This is a genomic window from Pontibacterium granulatum (assembly GCF_029961155.1).
Classification (GTDB): domain Bacteria; phylum Pseudomonadota; class Gammaproteobacteria; order Pseudomonadales; family Balneatricaceae; genus Pontibacterium; species Pontibacterium granulatum.
Window position 1 is genome coordinate 148,699 of sequence record NZ_JASBRH010000008.1, and the last position, 25,780, is coordinate 174,478.

The following is a 25,780-nucleotide window of genomic DNA, read 5'->3' on the forward strand; positions in this document are numbered from 1 at the left end:
CTTCGAATAATAAAGGCAGCCCATGGGCTGCCTTTTTTGTGGTTGTTCAGCGGTGTTTAAACCGGTTCTGTTTCTGCAGGTTGCCTGCATTTGTGTTCGCAGTGTACGTTTGCCGCCGGTAGGTGCTCGCTGGGACAGTATTTCAGCTTGCTGCACCACTGAACAAAGTCGTGCCCGTTCATTGGATAGCCGTGTAACCAGCCCTGCTGCAGGTCGAACCCCATCTCGCTCAGGATGAGCGCCTGCTCCTCTTTCTCTACACCTTCGGCGATTGCAGACATACCCAGTTTGCGTGTCAGATCGAAGATGGTTCTCAGTACATCGGCATTGATGGAGTCGGTGCCAAGCGCAGCGACAAAGCTGCGGTCGGCCTTCAGAATATCGATCGGCAGGCTGCTCAGGTAATTTAGCCCGCAATAACCGGTGCCGAAGTCGTCGATGGCGATTTTTATGCCGGCGCTGCGCAGCTGTTGCAGGGCCTGCTGAATCTGTTCGTCCTTGTGTTCGACCACCTGATGCTCGGTAATCTCCAGCACCATACCGGGGATAAAGGCAGCGCGCTCCAGAATGCCATCAATCGTCCGGTGGTCAGTCAGGTGACTGGCGCAGATGTTGAAGCTGATCTTGAAGTCAGGGTCGTGTTTCAATACCGGTCCAAGCTCTCGGATCGTCTGGTCGATCTGGCGCAGCGTCATCGCTTTAATCAAACCGGATTGCTCGGCCAGTGGGATAAAGGTCATGGGAGGCAGCATGCCTTTAAATGGATGACGCCAGCGCATCAGTACCTCACAGCCCACCGTGCGACCGCTGCTGGAGCAGACCAACGGCTGGTACAGGTTAAAGAACTCGTTACGTTTCTGGGCCGATTTGATCTGACGGATCGGGTCAACGATATGGCGCTGCACGCGGAAGCTGATCAAAGCCAGTAGGACAAAAGCGGCGCAGCCGGTGACCAGCCATTCGGTGTTAAAACCGTAAATGCCCAGATAGAGGCTCTCCAAATCCTGGCTGACAATCACACTGAGCTGAGGTTGTGTCAGTAGGGGTTGGGCATAGGTGAAATGATTGCGACCGTTGTCGAGCAAACCTTCGTGGCTTTGGGATTCGTTGATGGGTAGCTGAATGGCGTTGGACGCGAGAGGTAATGAGTATTTGCCATTGATCACCAACGGCACGCCGCTGTCGCTGTCGATAATAGCCATGAAGCCCAACGGATTGAGGAAGAACTTTATTTCGCTCTTCAGCCATGCAGTCCGGATAATCGCCTGCACCTTACCGCCGTCTTTGTGGTGGCGATAGAGCTGGAAGCCAGGGCCTGGATGTTCGTCGATGAGCAGTGGGCCAACAAAATTAAGGCCTTTATGGCTTCTGGGACTGTCCAGTTTCAGCGGGGGATCAAAGCTGTGCCAGCTGTTGCAGCGAACGTTGTTGTAGCGGTCAACGTAGCGCAGGTCAGAGATCTGAGGAAGGGTAAGCAGCGTACGCTGGGCGTTGAGAAATTGGGTCGTGTCGCACTCTATGGGTTGGTTTGCGCTGTCGATCAGTGCGAAGTTCACGTCGGTAAAATTCTGATCGAGGTGTTCGGCGAGTGTGATCGCTTTTTGCGCCAATGCGGTGCGGCGCAACTCCTTGCGTATCTCCAGCTCGTAGCTGAACAGCGCCGCAGCGACGGCCAGCGTAATGAGCAGGCTGCTGAGTACCGGTACAATCAGGAGCATCAATGCTCCCTTGCGATCGGCTGCCATACATCTCCTCCCTTGTATGCGCATTGCCATTTGCCAACTGGAATAGACTGCCGACAAAAGCCCCTAGCTAGCGTAGACGAAAAAGCAGGCTGTTGTACAGGGAATAACCAGAATTGGTTGAGGAGCTGTTGGGTAACTTGCCGCTAAGCTGGTTTGATTTCTGTGGGTTTAGAACAATGCGTTAAGTGTGGGGGCAATGGGCAGGTCCAGCTTCAGGCTCAGCAGGTCGTCAGCGCGGGTTTTGCCTTGGTTGAGGGCGCAGATAGGGATGTTCCATTCGTCGGCACGGCGGCAGAAGCGAAAGCCGGAATAGACCATCAGGGAGGAGCCGATCACCAGCAGTCCGTCGGATTGACGGAGTTTATCCAGGGCACTCAGCACCCGCTCCTTTGGGACGTTATCACCAAAAAACACCACATCGGGTTTGAGGATGCCGCCACAGGCTTGGCAGTCCGGGACCTGGAACTGGCTAAAGTCGACATCCTCCAGGTCGGCATCACCATCCGGTGCGGCGGTGGCGGTCAATGTGGCGAAGTGGGGGTTTTCCTCAGCCGAGCGCTGATGGATCTCGTCACGGGGAGAAAGCTGGCCACAGCTCATGCAGCGCACTTGGTCGGAGCGGCCGTGCAGATCGATCACCCGTTGGCTGCCTGCGTTTTGGTGAAGGCGGTCAACGTTCTGGGTAACCAATTGGTGGATATGTCCGCGCTTTTCCATTTGAACCAGGGCATGGTGTGCGCTGCCCGGTTGAGCATCACGAATCACCGGCCAGCCGATCAGGCTGCGTGCCCAGTAACGCTGGCGGACGGCGTGTTCGTCCATAAACGCCTTATGCTGCACCGGTTGCTTGCGCTTCCAGTTGCCCTCTTTGTCACGGTAGTCCGGGATGCCGGAGTCGGTGCTGATACCGGCACCGGTCAATACAAACAGGCGTGGGTGCTGTTCGATAAACTGGGCGAGTGAGGCAGAGCGCTTGTTGCTGTTCATGGCGTCCATGATAACCAGCAGGCGATCAGCTGTCAGGTAAAAGGTCCTGGATATCGTACAGCTGCAGATTCCGCAGAGGCTTGAACAGCAGCATAAACGGCGCTGTTGTTGAGTTATCTGTATTGCAGGTAAGGCCCTGTAGCTGTGCTGGCATCTCCAGGTTGCTGTTGTTGAGCAGCTCGCACAATTGGTTCAGGGTTTTAGCTGTATTGCTGACGTCGATCGCCAGGTGCTGACACAGATCCTGCCACTGCTGGTTGTTGAGTATCAGGAGACAAAGGTTCTCGCTGAGTTGGGCGCAGATATCAAAACGGCCCGTTTGTGCCTGAAGTGCTTTGGGGTTTTGGCTCCAGACGCTTGCGGCATTGCTGTAAACACCGCGGTGGTAGAGAAAAAGAGGGGGCTCCAGTTGCAAGAACTGCTTCTGCGCTGCGGCTTCTTCCATTGCCTGCAGTAGCCAGGCAAGCATGTCTGATGTGCTAAGCATATTGCCATAAACGTTGTTACGCCTACTCCAAGCATAGTTCAGGGGGCTATTGGGCTGGTTTTTAACGGGCATAAAAAACCGCGCCGGAGCGCGGTTTATAAGAGGGGTTGGCGATTAAACGCCGAACTCTTTATGCTCCGAATTTGGCTTTTGCTTCCAAGCGGCGACGGTGCAGCACCGGTTCGGTGTAGCCGCTTGGCTGAGCACAGCCTTCGAATACCAGCTCGCAAGCAGCCTGGAAGGCCACGCTGCCATCGAAGTCTGCTGCCATTGGGCGGTACAGTGCATCACCTTCGTTCTGACGGTCTACCACAGCCGCCATACGCTGCATGGTTTCCATCACCTGCTCTTTAGAGCAGATGCCGTGGTGCAACCAGTTGGCGATGTGCTGGCTGGAGATGCGCAGGGTCGCACGGTCTTCCATCAGGCCTACATCGTTGATGTCAGGCACTTTGGAGCAACCTACACCCTGGTCTACCCAGCGTACAACGTATCCCAGGATACCCTGGGCATTGTTGTCCAACTCGTTCTGAATCTCTTCTGCAGTCCAGCTTGGATTTGGCTCAACCGGAATGGTCAGGATGTCGTCCAGAGACGCGCGGTCGCGGGACTTGATCTCACCCTGACGGGCAAACACGTCTACCTTGTGGTAGTGCAGAGCGTGCAGAGTAGCGGCAGTCGGAGACGGAACCCATGCGGTGTTGGCGCCGGACATCGGGTGACCGATCTTAGCTTCCAGCATGTTCGCCATCTGATCCGGGATTGGCCACATACCTTTACCGATCTGGGCACGACCGCTCAGGCCACAGGCCAGGCCGTTGTCCACGTTCCAGTTCTCGTAGGCTGCAATCCAGGCAGAGGCTTTCATGTCGCCTTTGCGGATCATCGGGCCTGCTTCCATGGAGGTGTGGATCTCGTCGCCGGTACGGTCCAGGAAGCCGGTGTTGATGAATACCACACGCTGTTTAGCCGCGCGGATACACTCTTTCAGGTTCACGGTGGTACGGCGTTCTTCGTCCATGATGCCCAGCTTCACGGTGAAGCGCTCCAGACCCAGACCGTCTTCAACGCGACCGAACAGTTCGTTGGCGAACGCCACTTCTTCCGGACCGTGCATCTTCGGCTTAACGATGTACACAGAACCGGTGGTGGTGTTGCTGAACTTGCCGTTGCCCTTCAGATCGTGGATCGAGATCAGCGTGGTTACCAGCGCATCCATGATGCCTTCCGGTACTTCGTTGCCGTCTTTGTCCAGGATCGCCGGGTTGGTCATCAGGTGGCCAACGTTACGCACGAACATCAGGCTGCGACCTTTCAGTGCCAGATCGGAACCGTCCAGTGCGGTAAATTCGCGGTCACCGTTGATGGTACGGGTGAACGATTTGCCGCCTTTGGAGACCTCTTCGCTCAGGGTGCCCTTGATCAGGCCCAGCCAGTTGCGGTACGCCAGTACCTTGTCTGGTGCGTCTACCGCTGCCACGGAGTCTTCGCAGTCCATGATGGTGGTCAGCGCGGATTCCATCTGGATGTCTTTCACGCCCGCAGCATCGTCTTTGCCGATCTGGCTGTCGCGATCGATCTGCAGTTCAAAATGCAGTCCGTTGTTCTTGAACAGGATGGACGTTGGAGACGCTTCGTTGCCGGTGTAGCCAACCAGCTTGTCGCTGTCTGCCAGGGTGGTTTCACCACCGTCGCGCATGGCAACAACCAGAGCGCCATCTTTGATACTGTAACCTGCGGAATCCTTGTGGGAACCGTTGGCCAGCGGCGCTGCTTCGTCGAGGAAGTTGCGCGCGAATTCAATTACCTTGGCACCACGGGCAGGGTTGTAACCGCCGGTTTTCTCTGCGCCACCCTCTTCGGAGACTGCATCGGTGCCGTACAGGGCATCATACAGGCTGCCCCAGCGCGCGTTTGCCGCGTTCAGTGCAAAACGTGCGTTCATCACTGGTACTACCAGCTGTGGACCGGCCATGGTAGCCATTTCCGGGTCAACGTTGCTGGTTTCTGCAGTGAAGTCCGGACCTTCCGGCAACAGGTAGCCGATCTCGGTCAGGAATGCTTTGTATGCTTGCAGATCAAACGCCTGGCCCTTACGTTCTTTGTGCCAGTTGTCGATCTGTGCCTGAATATCGTCACGTTTCGCCAGCAGCTCGCGGTTGCGCGGTGCCAGGTCGTGAACGATCGCATCGAATGCTGCCCAGTACTGGTCTGCATCCACGCCGGTTTCAGGCAGTGCTTCGTTGTTGATGAAGTTGTATAGATCCTCTGCGACCTGAAGGCCACCGGTCTGTACCCTTTGACTCATAATGTATTGCCTCAATTGTATATGTATCGGTCCCGGAGCGAGGCAGCCGTGAACCGTATTGTGTGGATAATTTGCTCAGTGAGCATTGTGCATTGCAACAGTAACGGAAAAAAGTCGCGCTGTCGCCCCTTTCCCACCTAAAGTATGAGAAAGATAGAAGTTTAGTCGTACCCGGCTGTATGCCCGATGTGGCGGGCCTGTCAGCCTAATCCAGGTGTTTACGGATATAGTCTGGCAGGGGCACGGAGCGGCCGCTGTTATGGTCCATCCATACCACCTTGGAGTAGCCTTCGCTGACCGGAGTTTCCGGATCATGCTCGGAAAACAGCTGATAGTAGGTCATGAAGCTGGAACGGCCCGGATCCGCCACATAGCAGTCGATGCGCAGGGAATCCGGGTAGGTGACCGGTTTGAGGAAGGTGCAGCCCACATTGATCACCACCGGATCAATGCCGTTACCGTCCATTCGGGCGCCCAGTTCCGCCAGCAGTTGCACACGGGCTTCCTCCAGATAACGCATATACAGGGCGTTGTTCACATGGCCGTAGGCGTCCATATCGCCCCAGCGTACCGGAATCTGACAGCTGTAGATCTTGTTTCCATGAATTTCTGACATCGTGGTGCTCCGTGAATCACTGTTAGTTCTATGGACTTCAACATACGTGCTTTTTCAATGCGGTGGAATGTGCCAAACGTAGGGTGGACTAGACTTAGGAAGGTGTTGCGTTCAGGGAGGTATCTAAATGTTTAACAGGGAATACTTTATCAGCCGGCTCCCGCACTGGGAGATGGCGGCAGAAAAGCCGGTGCCTCACGACCTTCTCCTGACCTATCTGCGCCAGTATCAGCAGCAGGATCTACTCGCCCACACGTATCACCGTATCGGCCGTGTATTGATGCCCGGCTATGACTTCTGTTTGCAGCACTATCGACCGTTGTCGGGCGCGCTGGCAACCGCCGTTGTGTGTCACGGTTATATGGACCACATGGGGTTGTATGGCCATCTGGTCAGGCACCTGGTGGATCAGCACGTAGAGGTGTATATCTTCGATTTGGCCGGCCATGGGCTTTCGGGCGGTGAACCCTTAGCGGTGGATAACTTTGATGTGTATGCCCATCAACTGGATGCGGTGCTGCAACGGGTGCCGGATAGCGACCTGCCGCTCATTCTGATTGGCCAGAGTACCGGCGCCGCCGTGATCAGCGCCCATCAGTGGTTGCTTGAAAGCAAGCGCATGGTCGATCAGCGCATTTTCCTGGCACCGCTGGTACGGCCTGCCCTGTGGCGTGCGATCCGGCGTCAGTTTCATATGCTTAAGCACTTTCTAAATCAGGTGCCCCGACGGTATACCGCCAACTCCCACGATGCCGCGTTTCTGCGCTTTCTGCGTAAAAGTGATCCGATGCAACATGGCGAGATTCCCCTGAGCTGGATCGCGGCGATGCAAAACTGGGCGGATTACATTGAATCTGCGCAGCCCCGTTTGGGCGCAGTGACCTGTATTCAGGGGATGAGCGACGGTACGGTGGACTGGCACCACAACCTGCGGGTGCTGATGCAGGCTTATCCACAACTGAAAGTGGAGCTGATCGAAGGCGCGCGTCACCATCTGGTGAATGAAAGTCCGGAATACCGGGCTCAGGCGTTTGCGGTGATCAATCAGGTATTGTCGGGCTTGCTGGAAAGCCCGGCTAACGTATAGGGATCACTGTTCTCTGACGCAGGCGAGTTTCTTTTTAATTGCCGTTTCTATTTATAAGTATCGGGGCAGATGTTGCCTGATTTCGTCAGTGGCCAGACCTGCCAGGTTTTTATCGATCTCTGCAGTTACCAGACGGCGCAGCTGGCTAGGCATTTTCCGACGGAGGGTACCGAGAAATCCCGGATCACTGACAACATACAGCTTTCTGAGTCCTTGCTGCTGAGCATCGGCGAGTTTATCGCTGATCTCGCGGGCAAAGTGAATTGCCTCCTGATTGCGCGCTTCGTTTTCTTTAGTCATAGGGTGGCGCCCCATTCCGGCGACACCGGAGCTCTTACCGGGAGAGTCGCTGATCAGTTCGCGTTCACGCATCCTGCTTTGCTGATGGATCAGGTCTTCTTCCTCGATCAAAGGACTGGTCGGGCCATCCACGGAAAAGAAGCGAGCATGGCCTTTATCGGCCACGAGTACCCAAGTGTTGTTCATAACAAACCTCCTGCTATGACGGGGAGGGTTAATCACGGAGTTTCAGTAACGAACCTGTCGGCCCGAACTGAGCGTCCAACTGGGCGTCGGAGAACAGTGAATGCCTGTGAAAAGTATAGTCGTGCGGGACGGAGGAAGCATGAGCAGCCCGGGCGGACTGCTCATAGGGGAGCGGATCAGAACAGGCGACGTACGCGGATGGTACCTTCAACCTCACGGATCTTATCGATCGCGATCTGGGAGCGTTCAGCTTCCACGTCGATAACAACATAACCCACCTTGTCGTTGGTCTGCAGGTACTGACCAGAGATGTTGATGTTGTTCTCGGAGAAGATGGTGTTGATTGCAGTCAGTACACCCGGTACGTTGCGGTGGACGTGCAGCAGACGGTGCGCGTTGGCGTGCTCCGGCAGCGCCACTTCCGGGAAGTTCACGGAAGTGATGGAGGTACCGTTGTCGCTGTACTTCGCCAGCTTTTCTGCCACTTCGTAACCGATGTTTTCCTGAGCTTCCATAGTGGAACCACCCACGTGTGGGGTCAGGATCACGTTGTCGAACTCACGCAGAGGAGAGATGAACTCATCCTTGTTGGTGCGTGGCTCAACCGGGAATACGTCAACCGCTGCACCCAGCAGGCGACCGGAAGCAAGCGCGCCACACAGGGCGTCGATGTCTACCACGGTACCGCGAGCGGCGTTCAGGAAGATAGAACCCTCTTTCATCTGAGAGAACTCTTCTGCGCCCATCAGGTCCTTGGTGGATGCTGTTTCCGGGACGTGCAGAGAGATCACGTCACACATGTTCAGCAGCTCCTGCATGGACGCTACCTGAGATGCGTTACCCAGAGGCAGTTTGGTAACAACATCGTAGAAGAAAACTTCCATCCCCAGGGATTCAGCCAGAACACTCAACTGGGAACCGATGCTGCCGTAACCCACGATGCCCAGCTTTTTGCCACGGATTTCGTAGGATTTTACAGCGGATTTCTGCCACTCACCACGGTGCGCTTTAGCGTTCTTCTCGGCAACGCCACGCAGCAGCAGGATCGCTTCTGCTAGTACCAGCTCAGCTACGGAACGGGTGTTGGAGTATGGGGCATTAAATACTGCTACACCGCGCTCTGTGGCTGCGGCCAGGTTCACCTGGTTGGTGCCAATGCAGAAACAACCCACAGCAACCAGTTTTTCGGCTGCGTCGAATACTTTTTCTGTCAGCTGACTGCGGGAACGAATACCGATGAAGTGAACGTCTTTGATCTTTTCGATCAGTTCTTCTTCAGGCAGGGCGCCTTTCAGGTATTCAATGTTGCTGTAGCCTTGCGCGTTGAGGGTATCAACCGCAGACTGGTGCACACCTTCCAGCAGCAGAATTTTAATCTTGCTCTTTTCAAGAGAAGTAATTGGGCTCATCTTCTGCTTACTCTCGTATGTGGGCGGAGTGGCTGTAGTGCTTCGTCCGCCGGGGTCAATCGGCCTAAAAATCAGGGCAGTAATATTAGCACAGCGTTACATGAAAAGGTCGCGGCTAAGTCTGGATTTGCTGGAAAAATATTCAAGATAAGGTGAGATAAGCTACAGGAAATCCTGAATTGCAGGCGGGAATCTGAGAAGGGATTGGTTCAAATAGTAATCAGGCCAGCAGAGCGCTGGCCTGATAGACGGTGATCAGCGAGTGGCCGATCAGCCGTAGAAGCACAGGTACGCAGTTGCCTGTTCAACCTTCAGCTGGAAGCTCTGGTTAGCCGCGACGTTGAATTCGGTACCGGTAGGGTACGCTTTGAATTCCTCTTCGCCTGGCAGCTTAACGATCAGCTCGCCGGAGACCACTTTCATCAGTTCGTTTTCGCTGGTGCCGAACTCGTATTCGCCCGGCGCCATGACTCCTGCAGTGACGCGACCTTCGCTGTTCTCAAAACCGATCGATTTGACGTTGCCGTCGAAGTATTCGTTTACGTTCATTTCTTCCGTCCTCTAATAATGCTGGCCAGCATAATAGAGCGGCTACCGGCTCTGTTCCAGCAGAAAATCGACGAAGGCCTGGTTGGCGCGGGAGAGGTAACCGTCCCGGCGCCAGGCGATGGAGAGGTCGAGCCAGACCGGATCGCTGAACGGCAGGCCGACCAGCTCCGGGTCCTCTTCGATCACCATGCCCAGCAGGGTGCTGATGCCAAAGCCCTGCTTTACGATCGCCTTGATCAGCGGAATCAGGTTGGTTTCAAAACTGATGTTGGGTTCGCGACCGGCGGTGGCCGCCACTCGGTCCACGATTTTACGGTGGAAGTAGCCCTCTTTGAACATCACCAGCTCTTCATTGAAAAAGTCACCGAAGCTGACGCTCTCTTGGGTCGCCAAGGGGTGATCGCGGGCGACCGTGACCAACATCTGCTCGCGCAGGAAGGTGATTGCCTGCAGCTCCTCGGGGAGAAACTCCGCCACGATGATCGCCAGGTCCAGCTCGCCGCGTTCCAGCATCTGTTGCAGCTGCCAGGTGCCCCCCTCGATGACCACCAGGTCCAGATCCGGGTAACGGTGGCGGAACGCCATCAGGATCGGTGGGAAGTGGTAGGAGCCCAGCATGCTGGGAATCCCCACACGTACCTCTCCCTTGGTCAGGCCCTTCAGTTCCTCCATCTCCAAGCGGGCATCGTCGATCGCCTGCAGAATTCGGCGGCTGTGCTGCAGCAGCACCCGGCCTTCGTCGGTCAGGCTGATCTGGCGTTCGTGGCGGTGGAAGAGCGTGAGATCCAGTTCCGCCTCCAGTTTCTTGATCGCCATGCTGATGGCCGGTTGCGCCACATGCAGCTTTTCCGCCGCTTTAGTAAAGCTGTTGGCTTCGGCGATGGCCAGAAAGTAACGGAGCGGTTTGATATCCATGGTTCATCAACAAAAGTTATCAGATTGATAAGAAGTATATATTTTTATGATGAAGAGGGTGTTGCTAATCTTTCCGCCAGAACTTGGGAGGATATATGTCACAGCAAAACGACACTGCGATCAAAAGCGGCAGCGGCCTGTTCTGGCGCGCGACACTGGCCTTGTGCATAGGCTCCTACATTATCTTCGCTAACCTCTACCTGACCCAGCCGCTGCTACCGATGCTGGCACAGGAATTTGACGTCAGCGCGCTGGAAGCGGGTTGGAGTTTTACCGTCTCTACCCTGATGCTGGGATTATCGCTGCTTGTATACGGGCCGTTGTCGGATGCGATCGGCCGACGCGGCTTGATGATCCTCAGCATCGGCGGCACCGCTCTGATCACTCTGCTGCTCTCCCAGAGCCATGATTACACCACGTTGCTCATTTTGCGGGGGTTGCAAGGCTTTCTGATGGGGGGGCTGCCTGCCATTGCGATTGCGTATATGGGTGATGAGTACAGCAAAAAAGCGCTGATGATTGCAGTGGGCGTTTATATCAGCGGCAATACGCTGGGAGGGATCAGCGGTCGTCTGATAGGTGGGTTTGTAGGGGATTGGCTGGGCTGGTCGGCGGCGTTTGAAGTGATGACGCTACTGAGCGTGGTGGGCCTGGTGTTGTTTGCGTTGCTGTTACCGCCATCACGCCGCTTTAAAGCCAAGTTGCTGCACCCGATAGCGATGGGGCGCGATTTGGCCGGGCACCTGCGCAATCCACTGCTACTGGCGGCGTACCTGATCGGTGGTTTTAATTTCTTTATCTTTATCAACCAGTACAGCTATATCACCTTTGTGTTGTCTGATGCCCCCTACAACCTGCCCGCATCCCTTTTGGGAATGCTGTTCCTGACCTACCTGAGTGGCACGTTGGGCTCTGCGTTTTCAGGCAAAATAGCACAGCATATGCCGCAGCCGATGGTGATTGCGCTAGGAATCTGTGTGCTGATCTGCGGCTCACTGGTGACCTTGCTGCCAAGTCTGATTGGCATCATTGCCGGTTTCCTGTTGAACAGTTTCGGCTTTTTCCTGGCGCACTCGTCGGCCAGTGGCTGGGTAAGCCGGGCTGCACCTCATGCGCGAGCCAGTGCCAATTCCCTGTATCTGGTGTTTTATTACCTGGGAGCCAGTAGCGGCGGTTTTTACCTGGATCCGTTCTGGCAATGGGCTGGGTGGTCTGGTGTAGTGGCCGGGTCGATTATCGTCTTGGGGATAACCTTGAGCTTGTCACTCTGGTTGCTGCTACAGGATAAGCGCCATTTACAGGCACAGCCTGCGTGATCCCATCTATTTAATCCAGGCCCGTTGCGATTCAGATCGAGCGGGCCTTTTTGCGTTTCCGACTTTTCCACAACCGTGCTGCAAGCTAAGATGGCGCAGCAGCTGAACAGAGAGCGGAGGTACCATGCAGTACACACACCGATTTAAGGACAACAGCGAAACCAACCTGCCTTTAGGTAAGGTGGTTTGTGTAGGGCGCAACTATGCCGACCATGCCGCTGAACTCAACAACCCAATTCCCACCGAGCCAATGTTGTTTATCAAACCGGCCAGCAGTGTGGTGCCGATGGAGCAGCCGTTTGTCGTGCCGCAGGGACTGGGCTCTGTGCACTTTGAAACCGAGATGTCGATCCTGATCGGTGAGCGCCTGCAGCACGCTGATCTGAGTGCCGCCAAGGCTGCTATCGCAGGTGTTGGACTGGGACTGGACCTGACCCTGCGCGATGTGCAGGACAAGCTGAAAGCAAAAGGCCACCCGTGGGAGAAGGCCAAGGCATTTGATGGTGCCTGTCCGCTGTCGGCCTTTGTCAAACCGGACCTGGTGGCCGATCTGCAGGACCAGCAGATCCGTTTACGGGTCAACGGCGAGCTGCGCCAGGACGGTAACAGCAGCCATATGCTGAATCAGGTGCTGCCGCTGATCAGTTATATCAGTGCCTACTTTACCCTGGAACCGGGTGATGTGGTGCTGACCGGTACCCCTGCCGGTGTTGGGCCGGTGGAGCCGGGCGACCAGCTACAGGTGGAGCTGGTGGACCTGCTGACGGTGGAGACCACCGCGAAGTAATTAACTGTGCCCAGGAGGGCCGGTGATAGGATGAACGTGAGGAAACGTATTCAATGTTGTGGGTAAAAACCTTTCATATTCTGGCGATGACCAGTTGGATGGCAGGAATCTTCTATCTGCCACGCATCTTCGTGCATTATGTGGAAGGTCGTGAGGCCGGCCAGGATGTGGCACGTCTGGAGATTATGGCGCGCAAGCTGTTCGGATTTATGACCATCATGGCGGTGTTTACCCTGGTATTGGGCCTTTGGTTGTGGCTGGGGTACGGCTTCAGCGGTGCCTGGTTGCACGCCAAACTGACGTTCGTGGGGTTGCTGATCGGTTACCACTACTGGTGCAAGCTCTACCTGAACAAGATGCAGGCTGGCACACTGGATCGCAGCGGGCGGTACTTCCGCCTCTTTAATGAGCTGCCGCTGCTGATCTTTATCCCGATCCTGATCTTTGTTGTGGTGAAGCCGTTCTAAGCTGGCCATGACCACGCCATCGACCAAACCCGGCTGGCAGCGCTTGGCGCTAATGCTGGCCGGGATGACTCCCCGTGCTGCGGAACGCATGATTGAACAGATCCGCGGCGATGATCCGGCGCTGGCCGATTGGCTGATGGCACAACGGATCTCCTTCCAACAGATTCTCAAACTGCCACAGGTTCAATTGGCACTGTTGATTGGGCAACTGACCGACCGCGATCTGCTGTTGGCAATGCGTGGACTCTCTCATGGAGATAAGCAGACCGTGCTGTCAGGTATTTCCAAGCGTCGGGCGCAGATATTGCTGGATGAGCTGAAAAACATGGCACCGGTACCAAAGCGGGAGGTCGAGGATGCGCAGGCGCGCATTGTGACTGCAGCCCGTGAGCTGGAGTCAGAGGGGCGGCTCACCTTTAGCGATGAGCCGATGATCAGCTGAGAATCACTTAAGCGTGCAGCTTATGCTGCAGCTGCTGGATACGGGCTTCGAGTCGGTCCACAGAATCACGTATCTGATCCACGTTGCGTAGGAAGTTATCCACTTCCGGACGGGTTGGCAGCATACGCGCTTCCTCGGTGAGGTACTCTTCCAGATTGTGGATAAAGCTGCTGCCGGTGCGTTTGGTGCTGTCTACTTTCCAGTTGAAGAAGTTTGCTAACTGGTGGGCGGGCAGGTCACCCACGATATCACCCAGGGCGCCTTCCCAGTCGATGCGTGTATCCGCCATGATCTCCTGGAAACGGGTCGCCAGACCGCTGTCACCCGTCACCGTGATGCCTTTACCAAACATCGCATCCGCCGCATCTTTGCTGGTCAGCAGCTTGATGAAGTCGGCTGGACTGCCATTCAGTACCACATCTGCGTCATCCTCAATATGGGACTGCAGCTGCAAACCGGTGGCGTTGGGCAGAATGTAGATACAGATCGCAGGCAGGCTGAGTTCGATGGCAATCACCTTGCCGCTGAGGCGCTCCAGATGCCCCAGCGTAACCGGGTCCCGCTGCAGCAGGGTATTCACGGTTTCTTCAGCAACGGTGAAGGCAGTGGCGTTGAGCAGCTCGATCATCAGCCTGGGTCCTTATAGTGATCTTGAAGGGAGTGATCTTTAAGGTTTGATGCCGGTGTGCAGGGCAACGATGCCGCCGGTCATGTTCTGATACTTACAGTTGGTCAGGCCTGCGTCTTCCATCATGCCTTTCAGGGTGTCCTGATCCGGATGCATACGGATCGACTCTGCCAGGTATTTGTAGCTCTCGGCATCACCTGCGATCAACTGGCCCATCTGCGGCAGAATGTTGAAGGAGTAGAAGTCGTACAGTTTGGTCAGTACCGGGTTATCAGTTTTGGAAAACTCCAGCACCATCAGTTTGCCGCCTGGCTTCAGTACGCGTGCCATGGACGCCAGTGCCTGGTCTTTATAAGTCACGTTACGCAGACCAAAGGCGATGGTGATCACGTCGAAGGTATTGTCCGGGAACGGCAGGGACTGGGCGTTGGCCTGCACAAATTCAACGTTGCCGGTAACACCACGGTCGTACAGACGATCACGACCCACTTTCAGCATGGAATCGTTGATATCCGCCAGAACCACTTTGCCGGTAGGGCCAACCAGACGGGAGAAACGCATGGTCAGGTCACCGGTACCGCCTGCGATATCCAGCACGGTGCCACCGGCACGCACGCCGCTCTGCTCGATGGTGAGACGTTTCCAGATGCGGTGAATACCACCGGACATCAGGTCGTTCATCACATCGTACTTGGACGCCACGCTGTGGAAAACGTCCGCTACTTTCTTCTGCTTGTCGTTTACGTCAACGGTTTCGTAGCCGAAATGGGTGGTCTGGTCTTTATTCTGATCAGTCATGATTCTGGAGATCGCTTAACGATAAAATTGCACGCATTGTACCGGCCCCTGCGGGGTTTGTCCCGAACCGACGTCAAGTCGGGTCGGTGAGAATGGGTCTTGTAACTCCAGTGCGCCAACTGAGGCTCCCTTTAGCCCCGGGCGAGCAGGCCATTGTTGCGGGTTTCACCCGCTTCCTGCAGCTTCTGCAGGTAGGTTTGCCAGTACTGGTCGTGGTTCTGGCACAGGTCGCGCAGATAGTCCCAGGTGTACAAACCACTGTCGTGGCCGTCATCAAAGATGATCTTGATCGCATAGTTGCCTGATGGCTGCACACCCGTGATCCCCACGAACTGCTTGCCGGTCTGCAGTACCGCGTTGCCGATACCGTGGCCGCGCACTTCCGCTGACGGAGAGTGTACGCGCAGGAATTCGGCGGTCAGTTCAAAAGCGGCATCCGGGTAGACCAGCTCCAGGGTACGGGACTTTTTGTGCAGGCGGATGTCTGAAGGAAGCGTGTGACTCATGATCGTTGCCTTGTTATGGGGGCTGAAAAACAAACGGGCGTAACTTTGGGTGCTGAGTTATTCCACACCTAAAGTATACGCCCGTTGAGTAGTTTGGATCTGCCGTTACAGGATATAGTGGCTCAGGTCTTCGTCCTGGCTCAGTTCATCCAGATATTTGTTTACAAACGGTTTATCCACAGTGATGGTCTGACCGTTCAGGTCGGCCGCGTTGAAGGAGAGTTCCTCCAGCAGGCGTTCCATCATGGTGTGCAGACGGCGGGCACCGATGTTTTCGGTCGACTCGTTCACCTGGAACGCCAGTTCGGCAATACGCTCAATGCCCTCTTCGGTAAACTCCAGGTCCACCCCTTCGGTCTTCAGCAGCGCCTGGTACTGTTCGGTCAGGGAGGCATTCGGCTCGGTCAGGATGCGACGGAAGTCTTCCGGGGTCAGTGCATTCAGCTCTACACGGATCGGCAGACGGCCCTGCAGTTCCGGAATCAGGTCGGATGGGCGTGCCAGGTGGAACGCACCAGAGGCGATAAACAGGATGTGGTCGGTTTTCACCATGCCGTACTTGGTGCTGACGGTACAGCCTTCGATCAGCGGTAGCAGGTCACGCTGTACCCCTTCGCGGGACACATCGCCGCCGGTGTTCTCGGTGCGCTTGCAGACCTTGTCAATCTCATCCAGGAACACGATACCGTTCTGCTCCACCGCTTCCACGGCTTTTTGCTTCAGGTCGTCCTCTTTGATCATGCTGGCCGCTTCTTCGTCGGTCAGCAGCTTAAAAGCGTCTTTCACCTTCAGACGACGGCTCTGCTTACGCTGGTTGCCCATTCCGGCAAACATGTTCTGCAGCTGGCTGGTCATCTCTTCCATGCCCGGAGGTGCCATGATCTCGACACCCATCTGCGGCTCAGCCACTTCGATATCGATCTCTTTATCGTCCAGCTGGCCTTCACGCAGTTTCTTGCGGAAGATCTGGCGAGTCGCGCTGTCGGTGCGGGATGGTTCAGCCGGTTCGTTGCTGAATCCCATGCTGGTTTCACGGGCAGGTGGCAGCAGGGCATCCAGAATACGTTCTTCTGCGGCTTCCTCAGCGCGGAAGCGGACCTTCTCCATCTCGGTTTCGCGCAGCATCTTGATCGCCATATCGACCAGGTCGCGGATGATGGTTTCCACATCGCGGCCCACATAGCCCACCTCGGTGAACTTGGTCGCTTCGACCTTGATGAACGGCGCATTGGCCAGCTTTGCCAGACGGCGGGCGATCTCGGTTTTGCCGACACCGGTTGGACCGATCATCAGAATGTTTTTTGGCGTAACTTCAACACGCAGCTCTTCGTTCAGCTGCATACGGCGCCAGCGGTTACGCAGGGCGTTGGCAACGGAGCGTTTAGCGTCATCCTGGCCGACAATGTGGCGATCCAGTTCGTGGACGATTTCGCGAGGGGTCATATCAGACATTCAAAACTCCCGTTGGAATCAGGCTACTGAATCCAGTTCTTCGATGGTCAGGTTGTCGTTGGTGAATACACAGATGCCAGCGGCGATGTGCAGACTTTTCTCTACGATATCGCGGGCGCTCAGCTCGGTGTTGTCGTTCAGTGCTCGGGCTGCAGCCAGGGCGAAGTTACCGCCGGAACCTATAGCAATGACGCCGTCTTCCGGTTCAATTACATCGCCGTTACCGGAGATCAGGTAAGTTTTTTCACTGTTAGCCACCAGCATCAGTGCTTCCAGGCGGCGCAGTACGCGGTCGCTACGCCATTCGCGTGCCAGGTGGATCACGGCATTCACGATGTTGCCCTGATGTTTGTCCAGCTGCTGCTCAAACAGGTCTCGCAGGGTGATGGCGTCGGCAGTAGAACCGGCAAACCCGGTTACCACATCGTGTTTGGGCAGGCGGTTTACTTTCTTGGCACTGCCTTTCATTACGGTGTTGCCCAGGGATACCTGACCATCACCGCCGACAACAACTTTGTCACCGCGGCGTACTGAAACAATGGTAGTCATTAAGCGCTGAACCTTTTGGTTAATGTTCGAATGATAAGGAAGGTGCGATTACGTCCTGTGACTGCTCTGCAAGTCCTTAAGCCTGTAGATGCTAGGCGCAGTTTGCAGGTAATGGCCGTAGCCCTTAGCAAAAACTGCAACACCGCAGATGCAGGCTTAAGGGCTTGCCCTTTGGGGCTTTCGGGAAGATACACACTCGGTGTCAGCGCTTTTTGTAAGGTCTAGACATTACTGCAAAACGCTTCCTTGATTGTGAACCTTCCCGAAAGCCAGAGCCAAACAGGACGTGTTCGCACCTTCCCTAAGATATGGATGCGCTTGGGACTTTTTCAAGGGGTACCCTGCACGCTTTGTTGCATGCAGGGTATTTTGTGACTGTTGGGATCAGTTGGCCTTGATCTTGAGCGGGAAAATATTCTGCTTGGCCAGCTTGTTGGTCGCGGCACTCAGTTCGGTGCGGTTCTTAAACGGGCCGGTGCGCACACGGTACCAGATACCGTTGCCGCTGGAGGTCTTCTCGCTCCGTACATTGGGCAGACCCAACAGGATCAGTTGCGCGCGCATGCGATCGGCATCCTGCGCACTGCGGAAGGAGCCCGCCTGCAACAGGTATTGCTGCTGCGCCACGGCGGTTTTAGGCGTGGACTTATACACCGTCGGGTCGGAGGTGGTCACCTCGCTCTTGGGCAGCATTTCGTAAAATTCGAAACGTTTCTCGTCTTTGGCGGTTTGCTGTGGTTGCTTCGCAGGTCTGGCTTTTTCCTGTGTTTGGGCAGCAGGTTTAGCCTCGGCTTTCGGTTTTGGGGTCGGTTTGCTGACCGTGGTCACCGTGCCGCTGCCAGGTTTTACCTGAACCAGGCTATAGAGCAGGTAGCCGAGTGCACCGGTCATCAGCACGGTCACCAGCAGCAGTTTAATTGGAAACGGTTTCTTCGCCTTTACCGGCGCTTTTTTGCGCGGCGGTGCCGGTTTCTTTGACGTATTGCGGGTGGCTGTTTTCCCATTGCGTTTTTTGGACGCGTAATCTTTGCGTGCAGCCATGGGTTATACCTGCTCCGATGCAGTGTGGATGAGCAGGTGCTGGGGTGCGGTCGCTGTGTTCATTGAGCGTCAGGATACCGGGTTAATTGTTACAGGAACAACCTGCATACAGCGGAGACAACGGAAACTGGCATTGTGTATGCGGGACGTGCAAAGCGGTCTCATTATCCCCGGATCGATGGGAATTGTTAAGCCCTTGGAGAAGGGCGGGAGTGGTCATTGCCAACCACTCCCGCGGGTGCCTGATTCAGACGGAGAAACGCCCCAGCAGTTGCTGCTGTTGCTGGGCGAAGTTGAGCAGTTCGCTGCTGCCGCTGGCGGCCTTATCCGCACCCTGTGCGGTTTCTGCGGCGGCAGTGTTGATCTCGGTGAGTGTCTGGCTCACCTCCTCTACGGCAGAGGTTTGTTGCTGTGCTGCTTCGGCGATCTGGGTGTTCAGCTCGCGAATGTAGGAGATGGCGTTGTTCATTGCATCCAGCGCTTCCTGCGAAGTGTTGGCGTGTTCAACGCACTTCTGGGCCTGTGAATAACTGTCGTTCATCACATGGACCACACGACCGATGCTGGACTGCATATTATCCACCATGGTCTGGATCTCCTGCACCGAGTTTTGGGTGCGGCTGGCCAGTTCGCGCACCTCGTCGGCGACCACGGCAAAACCACGGCCATGCTCTCCGGCACGGGCGGCTTCGATCGCCGCGTTCAGTGCCAGCAGATTGGTACGTTCGGCGATGTTCTCGATGGTGGTCAGGATCGATTCGATCTCATTGCTGAATCCGGCCAATTCATTGCTGGCGCTCTTGGCTTGGTCGATCCCTTTGGCCTGGGTTTCGATGCTGGTAAGCGTATTGGACACCTGCAGGTTGACGTTGCGGGTCAGGTCTTCACACTGACGCACGGCTTCCAGGGTGGTGTTGCTGTGACCGGCCACTTCAGAGACGCTGCTTTCCAGCTCGGTTGCCGCTGCTGCAGTCAGATCCAGCTGGGAACTCTGGTTGTTCATCGATGCAGTGGTCTGTTGACTGATGGTCGCATTTTGCTGAGCTACATCTGCCAAACGTTTGGAGCCGGTAGATATCTGCTCGAGGATCTCTTTCAGTCCCAGGGTTACCGCGTTGAGCGAGGTGCCCAGATCACCAAATTCATCCTTGCGCTCCTGATCGAAGCTAACGCGCAGGTCTCCTTGCTGCAGTTGTGCCAGACGGGTGCGGATCTCGTCCAACGGTCGACGTAGTGTGTTGATGGTAAACAGGGCAACCATAACCGCGACGACAATGGAACCGGCCATCAGACCAAGAATCAGTGTACGGCTGAAGGCGATAGTGTCCTTGGCATCGCTACGTGCAGTTTCGGCGCGGCTGCGCGCATTCTGGATAAAGCTGTCGACCGCACCACGGGTTTCATTGATCAGGTCTGCGGTGCGGATCAGATCCTGATCCAGGCGTTTGCCCACCGCAACACGATCACGATAGAAGGCCACCAGGCCGCTGTCGCCGTAGAGGTTTTTATCCAAGTCATCCACCAGAGTCTGTACCTGGCTGGCTTTCTGTTCCTTGGAGACAAACTTCTCGTGGGATTTCAGCAGATCGCCCTTGGTGCCTTCCAGATCGGTATTGAGGGCCGACAGGTCGCGGGTACGCTGGTAGTTGATCAACTGGAACTTATGGGCACTCAGTGCGCGGGTCATCATACGTGCCTGAATCATGCCGTCGAAGTTATCGCTTTTGCTGAGGTAACGCTGGGTCCAGGAGGTCAGTGCGTCGCTCAGGCCCTGGAATTTGATCTGGGCTTCGACGATGCGGCGATCAAGGATGAGGCGTTCTTTCTGCTCTTTGATTACGCTGCTCGCAACCTGGGCGAATTCCTGGCTCAGCCCTTCAATCTGCTCGAAGGAGCTGCGCAGTTCGGGATCCTGTTCGATCATCGGACGCATCTGATGAAGATCTTCGTTGAAACGCGTCATCTGCTCTTCGAATACCTTGCGCTGGTTGTTCAACTGCTTCGCGCTTTGCTGGGCGAGGGCGTTGTACAGTGCTTGATTGGCTTCCTGCAGGTTGACCATCTGCTCAAAGCTGGCCGACAACGTTGGCAATGCCTCGTCCGTGACGTTGTGTAGACGTTCATAGATGTTGTTGTTGCTCAGTAGCCCGCCACTGCCAACAACGGCGATAAACAGCACCATTACGGCGAAACCCAGAGCGATTTTCTGGGTAATACTCAGCCTCATAGTCTTCCTCGTCATTTATTATTCTACTTTTGGGTAGAGCCAAGCATAGTTACAGTTCTGCAAAAATGTAAACTAAAGCGTTAAGGATTTACCCCTATCTATGGTCTATCGGTCAATCGGCTGAAAGGTTTAGCGCCGGATGATTAAAATGTATCAACCGGATCGACGTCGATGGACCAGCGTACCTGACGGGCTTCCTTCGATAGTTCCAGATAATAGGTCAGGCTTTCCAGCAGTTGGTGCAGGTGACGGCGATTGTCACCCTGGATCAGCAATTGTGCCCGATGCATGCCTGCCCGTTTTTCCATGGGTGATGGAAACGGTCCTAGCCAGCGTACGCCAGCGGGCAGGAGGATGTCACTCTCCAGTTGTTCCCGAATAGCGCGTAAAAAGGCTTCGGCACGGCCGTTGCCGTTCGCCTCGGCCCGTACCAGGGCGTAGTGGGTGAACGGTGGCAGCTGGGCTTGCTGGCGTTGAATCAGCTCCTGCTGGGCAAAGGCGTAATAGCCGACCTGCACCAGATGTTGCAGGGTCGGATGGTCGGCATGGTGGGTCTGCATGATCACCGTGCCGGGATGATCCGCCCGGCCTGCCCGGCCTGCTACCTGCAAAATCAACTGCGCGGTGCGCTCCATCCCTCTGAAGTCTGCACTAAAAAGGCCGCTGTCCGCATTCAAAATTGCGACAAGGGTGACTTTGGGGAAGTGGTGGCCCTTGGCAAGCATTTGGGTGCCGACCAGGATACAGGGCTCGCCGGTGTGGATCTGCTGCATCATCTGCGCCATGGCGTCCTTACGCTGGGTGGTATCACGGTCGATACGCAGTACCGGCACGTCCGGGAACAGCTTCTGCAAGGTGTCTTCGGTACGCTCGGTACCCGCACCCACTGGCTTGAGTTGGTCGCTGCCGCAGTGACCACAACGGGCCGGAATCGGTGTCTGCTTGTCGCAGTGGTGGCAGTGTAGATGCGGTGGCGAACGGTGCAGCGTCATATGAGCATCGCAGCGGTTACAGTCGGCTATCCAGCCACAATCATGACAGCTTAGCGCTGGGGAAAAACCGCGCCGGTTGATAAATACCAATACCTGGGTGCCCTGGTCCAGGGTTTGGCGAATACGCTGTACCAGAGGTGTGGATAAACCAGCCTGCACTGGAATGTTGCGGGTGTCGAGCAGTTCGAAGGTTGGTGCCTTGGCGTTGCCCGCACGTTGGGTGACCCGCATCCATTGATAGCGCCCCTGTTGGGCGTTGTGCAAAGTTTCCAGAGAGGGGGTGGCGCTGCCCAGTACCACTGCGACATCCTCTTTCTGGGCACGAAAGACCGCCAGATCGCGCGCCGAATAACGGTAACCGTCCTGTTGCTTGAAGGATGGGTCATGCTCCTCATCCACAATAATGATGCCTGGTGCCTTCATCGGGGTGAAAATTGCCGAGCGGGTGCCGATGATGATGCGTGCTTCGCCTTCGCGGGCGTCCAGCCAGGCGTCGAGGCGCTGGCGGTCGGTCATGTTGGAGTGTAGAGCAACCACGGGCACGTTAAAACGCTGCTTAAAGCGGGTCACTGTCTGTGGGGTCAGGCCGATTTCGGGTACCAGGACCAGGGCCTGATTGCCCATCCCCAGTTGGCGCTCAATCGCCTGCAGGTAGATCTCGGTTTTGCCTGAACCGGTAATCCCTTCCAGCAGGATCGGCGCAAAGCCAATGCTGTCGTTGATCTCATCCAGTGCGCCCTGCTGTTGTTCGTTCAGAGTCAGCGGCGCTTCGTGCAACAGGTTTTCCGTGCGCTCTGCATTCGCCCGATGGGGATGGTGGGTAAAACGCTCGGCCAAGCCTTTCTCTTCCAGTGGGCGCAAGTACTCCGTCTTATAGCCCTCGGCGCGAATGGCATCGTTGCTGATGCCGTGGGGGTGCTTGATTAACAGTGCCAGCAAAGCCTGCTGTTTCTTGGCGCGTGAGCCAGCATCTTCGGGAACAACGTTTGCACAGGCTCGCCACAGGTGTTCGTGCAGATACTCGCAGGCGTTGCCCTTCCGAAGCATCACCGGTAGGGCCTGGGCGAGCGCATCGCCTATTGGGTGTTGATAGTAGTTCGCCGCCCAGCGCGCCAGATCAAACAGGTGTTGTGGCAAGGGTGGCGTGTGATCCAACAGTTCCAGTGCTACCTTGAGCTTGTGTTCGGGAAACTCGGAGTGATCGCTGACCTCGATCAACAGGCCAACCAATTGACGGTTGCCAAACGGTACCCGTAATCGCACGCCGGGCTTTAGTGCGTTGCAGTCGACACCGGCCGGCGGCAGGTAGTCGAACAGGCGGCGCATAGGGGTAGGCAGGGCAAGTCTGAGAACGACCATTGGATCAGTTTTCCCGGTAATGGAGGCGCTGGAATAGACGGCTTAGTCTAGGGGCTTTTGGGGTAAGAATAAATGGTGCGGATGATTGCGGAGGGTCTTGAGTGTGCGTATAATGCGCGGCCTACTCTCGGCGTAGGCTGTACGTTTGCGCTAAAATAACCGGTGCGGTGCTTGGCAAATGTTGACCAAGTGGCGGCACGCCAATTGAGGTTTTTGACAATGAAAGCTGGTATCCACCCAGAATACAAAGATATTTCTGCAACTTGCTCTTGCGGTAACGTAGTGAAAACGCGTTCTACCCTGGGTCAGGACATGCACCTGGACGTATGCTCCGCTTGCCACCCGTTCTACACTGGTAAGCAGAAAGAAGCGACTACTGGTGGTCGTGTTGACCGCTTCAACAAGCGCTTCGGTGCTCGCTCTCTCAAGAAGTAATCGATGCTTCGAGCAAGTTCAAAAAAGGCACTCCTCTGGGGTGCCTTTTTGTTTTTGGGCGCGTTGCCGGTACTGGCAGCATGCCCGCCACCAACCAAGGTAAAGACGGTACGGGTGGAAAAAGTCTTCGACGGGGACACCGTCCGCCTTTATAGCGGCACGTCGGTGCGGCTAATCGGTGTAAATACACCCGAGATGCGCTACGACATCGGCAAGCCTGAACCGGGAGCAGAAGAGGCGACAGCTTTTCTTGTTCAACATGCCAGTGAAATCACACAACTGCAGCTGGGTAGGGATCCACGTGATCGCTACGGTCGCACGCTGGCTCACCTCTATTTCTCCAGCGGCAAGAGTGTTGAAGAGGCATTGCTGGAACGCGGCTTTGGCTTCTTTATTTCCATTCCACCCAATACCCAACTGAGCGACTGCTTGCGCCAGGCTGAAAATCGAGCTCGTAACGCACAACGCGGGATCTGGTTCGGGCAGCGCGGGCCCGTTGCCGTATCGGCCCTACCGTCGGGACACACCGGCTTTTCGTTGCTGCATGGTGAAATCACCAAGGTCAGTAAAGGACGCCGTGCCTGGTATGTCGAACTGGACGACCGTGTGGTGCTGCGTATCGATACCAAGGTGCTGGCACGATTTGATGATGCTGCGCGTATCCGATTACGACCTAAGGACAGGGTCGAAGTGCGCGGTTGGCTGGTGGATCGGGGTGCCAGTAAAAGTGTGCTTAAAAAGGGCTACAAGCCTTTGATTCTCAATATATCCCACCCGGATCACCTGCGGTTTTTGGCCGACTAATCAAAAAGTCCAATTGTTTATTTATTGACGACAGGTGTAGGCCCACTAGTTGTGGGGCTGTGGCCTTTTCTATATGATTCTTGGTTCGTCTTTTGTTAACTATTTGGAACAGCAGCCATGTCTCAAGATATGAAACAAGCCGCACTTGATTATCACGAGTTCCCGCGTCCGGGAAAGATCAGCGTGGAGTTGTCCACTTCCGCTGAATCTGCACGTGATTTGGCGCTGGCATACAGCCCTGGTGTGGCTGAGCCGGTGCGTGAAATCGCTAAGGACCCTGAAAATGCCTACCGTTACACCGCTAAGGGTAACCTGGTAGCCGTCATTTCCAACGGTTCCGCGATTCTGGGTCTGGGTGACCTGGGCCCTCTGGCTTCCAAGCCAGTTATGGAAGGTAAGTCTTTGCTGTTCAAGAAGTTTGCCGGTCTGGATTCCATCGATATCGAAGTTGACGCAGAAAGCCCACAGGCTTTCATCGATACGGTTGCACGTATCGCTGAAACTTTCGGTGGTATCAACCTGGAAGACATCAAAGCACCTGAGTGTTTTGAAATTGAGCGCGCTCTGATCGAGCGTTGCAACATCCCTGTATTCCACGACGACCAGCACGGTACTGCTATTGTAACCGCAGCTGGCATGATCAACGCGCTGGAAATCGCAGGTAAAGAACTGTCTGAAGCAAACATTGTTTGCCTGGGCGCTGGTGCTGCGGCTAACGCATGCATGAAGCTGCTGGTAAACATGGGTGCGAAAGTAGAAAACATCTACATGCTGGACCGTAAGGGTGTGATCCACTCTGGTCGTGACGATCTGACACCAGAAAAAGCAGCATTTGCTACTGAAACTGAGAAGCGTACTCTGGATGATGCAATCGACGGTGCTGACGTATTCGTTGGTCTGTCTGGCCCTAACCTGCTGTCTGCTGAACAGCTGGCTAAGATGGCTGCAAACCCGGTTGTATTCGCGTGTGCGAACCCGGATCCAGAGATCCGTCCTGAGCTGGCTCACGAGACCCGTGATGATGTCATCATGGCGACCGGCCGTTCTGACTTCCCGAACCAGGTAAACAACGTACTGGGCTTCCCATTCATCTTCCGTGGCGCGATGGACGTTCGTGCGTCTGCGATCAACGAAGAGATGAAAGCGGCAGCAGTACGTGCGATTGCCGAACTGGCTAAACAACCTGTTCCTCAGGAAGTGCTGGATGCGTACGAGCTGGATTCCCTGGAATTCGGTCGTGAGTACATTATTCCTAAGCCAACCGATTCTCGCCTGCTGGGCGCAGTTTCCGGTGCGGTTGCTCAGGCTGCAATCGACAGCGGTGTAGCACGTCTGCCTCTGCCAGACCACTACCCACTGGGTACTGCAGCTGACCTGAAATAATTCAG

General features: G+C 55.6%; 25 protein-coding genes. 8 read left to right on the forward strand and 17 right to left on the reverse strand.

All coding sequences use genetic code 11. The features are described 5' to 3' along the window. Positions 1-56: 56 nt before the first annotated feature. The 5 genes from QKW35_RS09785 to QKW35_RS09805 all read right to left on the reverse strand — a co-directional run bounded on the left by QKW35_RS09785 (position 57) and on the right by QKW35_RS09805 (position 6,143). Entirely contained in the window at positions 57-1,745 is a 1,689-nt protein-coding gene (locus QKW35_RS09785; RefSeq protein WP_282352705.1) for an EAL domain-containing protein, read from the reverse strand. Between the two features lie 168 nt (positions 1,746-1,913). Continuing rightward, positions 1,914-2,741, reverse strand: a complete 828-nt coding sequence (locus QKW35_RS09790; RefSeq protein ID WP_282352706.1) for an NAD-dependent protein deacetylase — start codon at positions 2,739-2,741, stop codon at positions 1,914-1,916. A gap of 16 nt (positions 2,742-2,757) precedes the next feature. After that, positions 2,758-3,201 carry a hypothetical protein gene (locus QKW35_RS09795; RefSeq protein WP_282352707.1) on the reverse strand — a complete coding sequence of 148 codons (444 nt, stop codon included), beginning with the start codon at positions 3,199-3,201 and terminating at the stop codon, positions 2,758-2,760. A 148-nt stretch (positions 3,202-3,349) separates the two neighbouring features. Next, positions 3,350-5,527, reverse strand: a complete 2,178-nt coding sequence (locus QKW35_RS09800; RefSeq protein WP_282352708.1) for a malate synthase G — start codon at positions 5,525-5,527, stop codon at positions 3,350-3,352. Between the two features lie 205 nt (positions 5,528-5,732). Then, positions 5,733-6,143, reverse strand: a complete 411-nt coding sequence (locus QKW35_RS09805) for an acyl-CoA thioesterase (RefSeq protein ID WP_282352709.1) — start codon at positions 6,141-6,143, stop codon at positions 5,733-5,735. Between the two features lie 127 nt (positions 6,144-6,270). Here QKW35_RS09805 and QKW35_RS09810 point away from each other — a divergent pair, with 127 nt between their 5' ends. After that, entirely contained in the window at positions 6,271-7,230 is a 960-nt protein-coding gene (locus QKW35_RS09810; RefSeq protein WP_282352710.1) for an alpha/beta hydrolase, read from the forward strand. A 51-nt stretch (positions 7,231-7,281) separates the two neighbouring features. On the opposite strand, the gene QKW35_RS09815 is transcribed toward QKW35_RS09810, so the two are convergent. The 4 genes from QKW35_RS09815 to QKW35_RS09830 form a co-directional block, all read right to left on the reverse strand. Next, positions 7,282-7,716 carry a host attachment protein gene (locus QKW35_RS09815; protein ID WP_282352711.1) on the reverse strand — a complete coding sequence of 145 codons (435 nt, stop codon included), beginning with the start codon at positions 7,714-7,716 and terminating at the stop codon, positions 7,282-7,284. 176 nt (positions 7,717-7,892) lie between these two features. Further along, complete coding sequence (gene serA / locus QKW35_RS09820) at positions 7,893-9,125, reverse strand: phosphoglycerate dehydrogenase (protein ID WP_282352712.1); 1,233 nt, start codon at positions 9,123-9,125, stop codon at positions 7,893-7,895. Positions 9,126-9,395: 270 nt separating this feature from the next. Then, positions 9,396-9,674, reverse strand: a complete 279-nt coding sequence (ppnP, locus tag QKW35_RS09825; RefSeq protein ID WP_282352713.1) for a pyrimidine/purine nucleoside phosphorylase — start codon at positions 9,672-9,674, stop codon at positions 9,396-9,398. A gap of 42 nt (positions 9,675-9,716) precedes the next feature. Beyond that, on the reverse strand, positions 9,717-10,589 hold the full coding sequence (locus QKW35_RS09830; protein WP_282352714.1) for a LysR family transcriptional regulator: 873 nt from the start codon (positions 10,587-10,589) through the stop codon (positions 9,717-9,719). A gap of 95 nt (positions 10,590-10,684) precedes the next feature. Between QKW35_RS09830 and QKW35_RS09835 the strand changes: the two genes are divergently transcribed. From QKW35_RS09835 to QKW35_RS09850, 4 genes are all read left to right on the forward strand, one after another. Beyond that, positions 10,685-11,905, forward strand: a complete 1,221-nt coding sequence (locus tag QKW35_RS09835; RefSeq protein WP_282352716.1) for an MFS transporter — start codon at positions 10,685-10,687, stop codon at positions 11,903-11,905. A 124-nt stretch (positions 11,906-12,029) separates the two neighbouring features. Continuing rightward, complete coding sequence (locus QKW35_RS09840) at positions 12,030-12,692, forward strand: fumarylacetoacetate hydrolase family protein (protein ID WP_282352717.1); 663 nt, start codon at positions 12,030-12,032, stop codon at positions 12,690-12,692. A 53-nt stretch (positions 12,693-12,745) separates the two neighbouring features. Then, the gene (locus QKW35_RS09845; RefSeq protein ID WP_282352718.1) at positions 12,746-13,159 is read left to right on the forward strand and encodes a CopD family protein; all 414 of its coding nucleotides are present in this window, start codon (positions 12,746-12,748) and stop codon (positions 13,157-13,159) included. A gap of 7 nt (positions 13,160-13,166) precedes the next feature. Continuing rightward, positions 13,167-13,601 carry a FliG C-terminal domain-containing protein gene (locus QKW35_RS09850; RefSeq protein WP_282352719.1) on the forward strand — a complete coding sequence of 145 codons (435 nt, stop codon included), beginning with the start codon at positions 13,167-13,169 and terminating at the stop codon, positions 13,599-13,601. 7 nt (positions 13,602-13,608) lie between these two features. Here the strand turns inward: QKW35_RS09850 and QKW35_RS09855 are convergent, their stop codons facing one another. The 8 genes from QKW35_RS09855 to QKW35_RS09890 form a co-directional block, all read right to left on the reverse strand. Continuing rightward, positions 13,609-14,229 (reverse strand): ubiquinone biosynthesis accessory factor UbiJ, encoded by a 621-nt coding sequence (locus QKW35_RS09855; RefSeq protein WP_282352720.1) that lies wholly within the window; start codon positions 14,227-14,229, stop codon positions 13,609-13,611. A gap of 39 nt (positions 14,230-14,268) precedes the next feature. Then, positions 14,269-15,027: a bifunctional demethylmenaquinone methyltransferase/2-methoxy-6-polyprenyl-1,4-benzoquinol methylase UbiE gene (gene ubiE / locus QKW35_RS09860; RefSeq protein WP_282352721.1), complete on the reverse strand. Its 759-nt coding sequence runs from the start codon at positions 15,025-15,027 to the stop codon at positions 14,269-14,271. Between the two features lie 131 nt (positions 15,028-15,158). After that, positions 15,159-15,533 carry a gamma-butyrobetaine hydroxylase family protein gene (locus tag QKW35_RS09865; protein ID WP_282352723.1) on the reverse strand — a complete coding sequence of 125 codons (375 nt, stop codon included), beginning with the start codon at positions 15,531-15,533 and terminating at the stop codon, positions 15,159-15,161. A 105-nt stretch (positions 15,534-15,638) separates the two neighbouring features. Further along, a complete protein-coding gene (gene hslU, locus QKW35_RS09870) occupies positions 15,639-16,985 on the reverse strand; it encodes an ATP-dependent protease ATPase subunit HslU (protein ID WP_282352725.1) in 1,347 nt (448 codons plus the stop codon). Positions 16,986-17,003: 18 nt separating this feature from the next. Next, positions 17,004-17,534, reverse strand: a complete 531-nt coding sequence (gene hslV / locus QKW35_RS09875) for an ATP-dependent protease subunit HslV (RefSeq protein WP_282352726.1) — start codon at positions 17,532-17,534, stop codon at positions 17,004-17,006. 384 nt (positions 17,535-17,918) lie between these two features. Continuing rightward, positions 17,919-18,575 (reverse strand): SPOR domain-containing protein, encoded by a 657-nt coding sequence (locus tag QKW35_RS09880; protein WP_282352727.1) that lies wholly within the window; start codon positions 18,573-18,575, stop codon positions 17,919-17,921. A gap of 247 nt (positions 18,576-18,822) precedes the next feature. Next, positions 18,823-20,802, reverse strand: a complete 1,980-nt coding sequence (locus tag QKW35_RS09885; protein WP_282352728.1) for a methyl-accepting chemotaxis protein — start codon at positions 20,800-20,802, stop codon at positions 18,823-18,825. Positions 20,803-20,945: 143 nt separating this feature from the next. Further along, positions 20,946-23,153, reverse strand: coding sequence for a primosomal protein N' (locus QKW35_RS09890; protein WP_282352729.1), 2,208 nt, complete (start codon positions 23,151-23,153; stop codon positions 20,946-20,948). Positions 23,154-23,372: 219 nt separating this feature from the next. Here QKW35_RS09890 and rpmE point away from each other — a divergent pair, with 219 nt between their 5' ends. From rpmE to QKW35_RS09905, 3 genes are all read left to right on the forward strand, one after another. Further along, complete coding sequence (gene rpmE / locus QKW35_RS09895) at positions 23,373-23,588, forward strand: 50S ribosomal protein L31 (RefSeq protein WP_282352730.1); 216 nt, start codon at positions 23,373-23,375, stop codon at positions 23,586-23,588. Between the two features lie 3 nt (positions 23,589-23,591). After that, positions 23,592-24,392, forward strand: coding sequence for a thermonuclease family protein (locus QKW35_RS09900; protein WP_282352731.1), 801 nt, complete (start codon positions 23,592-23,594; stop codon positions 24,390-24,392). Positions 24,393-24,509: 117 nt separating this feature from the next. After that, positions 24,510-25,775, forward strand: coding sequence for a malic enzyme-like NAD(P)-binding protein (locus QKW35_RS09905; protein ID WP_282352732.1), 1,266 nt, complete (start codon positions 24,510-24,512; stop codon positions 25,773-25,775). Positions 25,776-25,780: the final 5 nt, after the last annotated feature.

Excerpts from the sequence above, each read along its gene's own strand:
- QKW35_RS09785 (WP_282352705.1), bottom strand. The coding sequence starts at position 1,745 with ATGGCAGCCGATCGCAAGGGAGCATTGATGCTCCTGATTGTACCGGTA.
- QKW35_RS09790 (WP_282352706.1), bottom strand. The coding sequence starts at position 2,741 with ATGGACGCCATGAACAGCAACAAGCGCTCTGCCTCACTCGCCCAGTTT.
- QKW35_RS09795 (WP_282352707.1), bottom strand. The coding sequence starts at position 3,201 with ATGCTTGCCTGGCTACTGCAGGCAATGGAAGAAGCCGCAGCGCAGAAG.
- QKW35_RS09800 (WP_282352708.1), bottom strand. The coding sequence starts at position 5,527 with ATGAGTCAAAGGGTACAGACCGGTGGCCTTCAGGTCGCAGAGGATCTA.
- QKW35_RS09805 (WP_282352709.1), bottom strand. The coding sequence starts at position 6,143 with ATGTCAGAAATTCATGGAAACAAGATCTACAGCTGTCAGATTCCGGTA.
- QKW35_RS09810 (WP_282352710.1), top strand. The coding sequence starts at position 6,271 with ATGTTTAACAGGGAATACTTTATCAGCCGGCTCCCGCACTGGGAGATG.
- QKW35_RS09815 (WP_282352711.1), bottom strand. The coding sequence starts at position 7,716 with ATGAACAACACTTGGGTACTCGTGGCCGATAAAGGCCATGCTCGCTTC.
- serA (WP_282352712.1), bottom strand. The coding sequence starts at position 9,125 with ATGAGCCCAATTACTTCTCTTGAAAAGAGCAAGATTAAAATTCTGCTG.
- ppnP (WP_282352713.1), bottom strand. The coding sequence starts at position 9,674 with ATGAACGTAAACGAATACTTCGACGGCAACGTCAAATCGATCGGTTTT.
- QKW35_RS09830 (WP_282352714.1), bottom strand. The coding sequence starts at position 10,589 with ATGGATATCAAACCGCTCCGTTACTTTCTGGCCATCGCCGAAGCCAAC.
- QKW35_RS09835 (WP_282352716.1), top strand. The coding sequence starts at position 10,685 with ATGTCACAGCAAAACGACACTGCGATCAAAAGCGGCAGCGGCCTGTTC.
- QKW35_RS09840 (WP_282352717.1), top strand. The coding sequence starts at position 12,030 with ATGCAGTACACACACCGATTTAAGGACAACAGCGAAACCAACCTGCCT.
- QKW35_RS09845 (WP_282352718.1), top strand. The coding sequence starts at position 12,746 with ATGTTGTGGGTAAAAACCTTTCATATTCTGGCGATGACCAGTTGGATG.
- QKW35_RS09850 (WP_282352719.1), top strand. The coding sequence starts at position 13,167 with ATGACCACGCCATCGACCAAACCCGGCTGGCAGCGCTTGGCGCTAATG.
- QKW35_RS09855 (WP_282352720.1), bottom strand. The coding sequence starts at position 14,229 with ATGATCGAGCTGCTCAACGCCACTGCCTTCACCGTTGCTGAAGAAACC.
- ubiE (WP_282352721.1), bottom strand. The coding sequence starts at position 15,027 with ATGACTGATCAGAATAAAGACCAGACCACCCATTTCGGCTACGAAACC.
- QKW35_RS09865 (WP_282352723.1), bottom strand. The coding sequence starts at position 15,533 with ATGAGTCACACGCTTCCTTCAGACATCCGCCTGCACAAAAAGTCCCGT.
- hslU (WP_282352725.1), bottom strand. The coding sequence starts at position 16,985 with ATGTCTGATATGACCCCTCGCGAAATCGTCCACGAACTGGATCGCCAC.
- hslV (WP_282352726.1), bottom strand. The coding sequence starts at position 17,534 with ATGACTACCATTGTTTCAGTACGCCGCGGTGACAAAGTTGTTGTCGGC.
- QKW35_RS09880 (WP_282352727.1), bottom strand. The coding sequence starts at position 18,575 with ATGGCTGCACGCAAAGATTACGCGTCCAAAAAACGCAATGGGAAAACA.
- QKW35_RS09885 (WP_282352728.1), bottom strand. The coding sequence starts at position 20,802 with ATGAGGCTGAGTATTACCCAGAAAATCGCTCTGGGTTTCGCCGTAATG.
- QKW35_RS09890 (WP_282352729.1), bottom strand. The coding sequence starts at position 23,153 with ATGGTCGTTCTCAGACTTGCCCTGCCTACCCCTATGCGCCGCCTGTTC.
- rpmE (WP_282352730.1), top strand. The coding sequence starts at position 23,373 with ATGAAAGCTGGTATCCACCCAGAATACAAAGATATTTCTGCAACTTGC.
- QKW35_RS09900 (WP_282352731.1), top strand. The coding sequence starts at position 23,592 with ATGCTTCGAGCAAGTTCAAAAAAGGCACTCCTCTGGGGTGCCTTTTTG.
- QKW35_RS09905 (WP_282352732.1), top strand. The coding sequence starts at position 24,510 with ATGTCTCAAGATATGAAACAAGCCGCACTTGATTATCACGAGTTCCCG.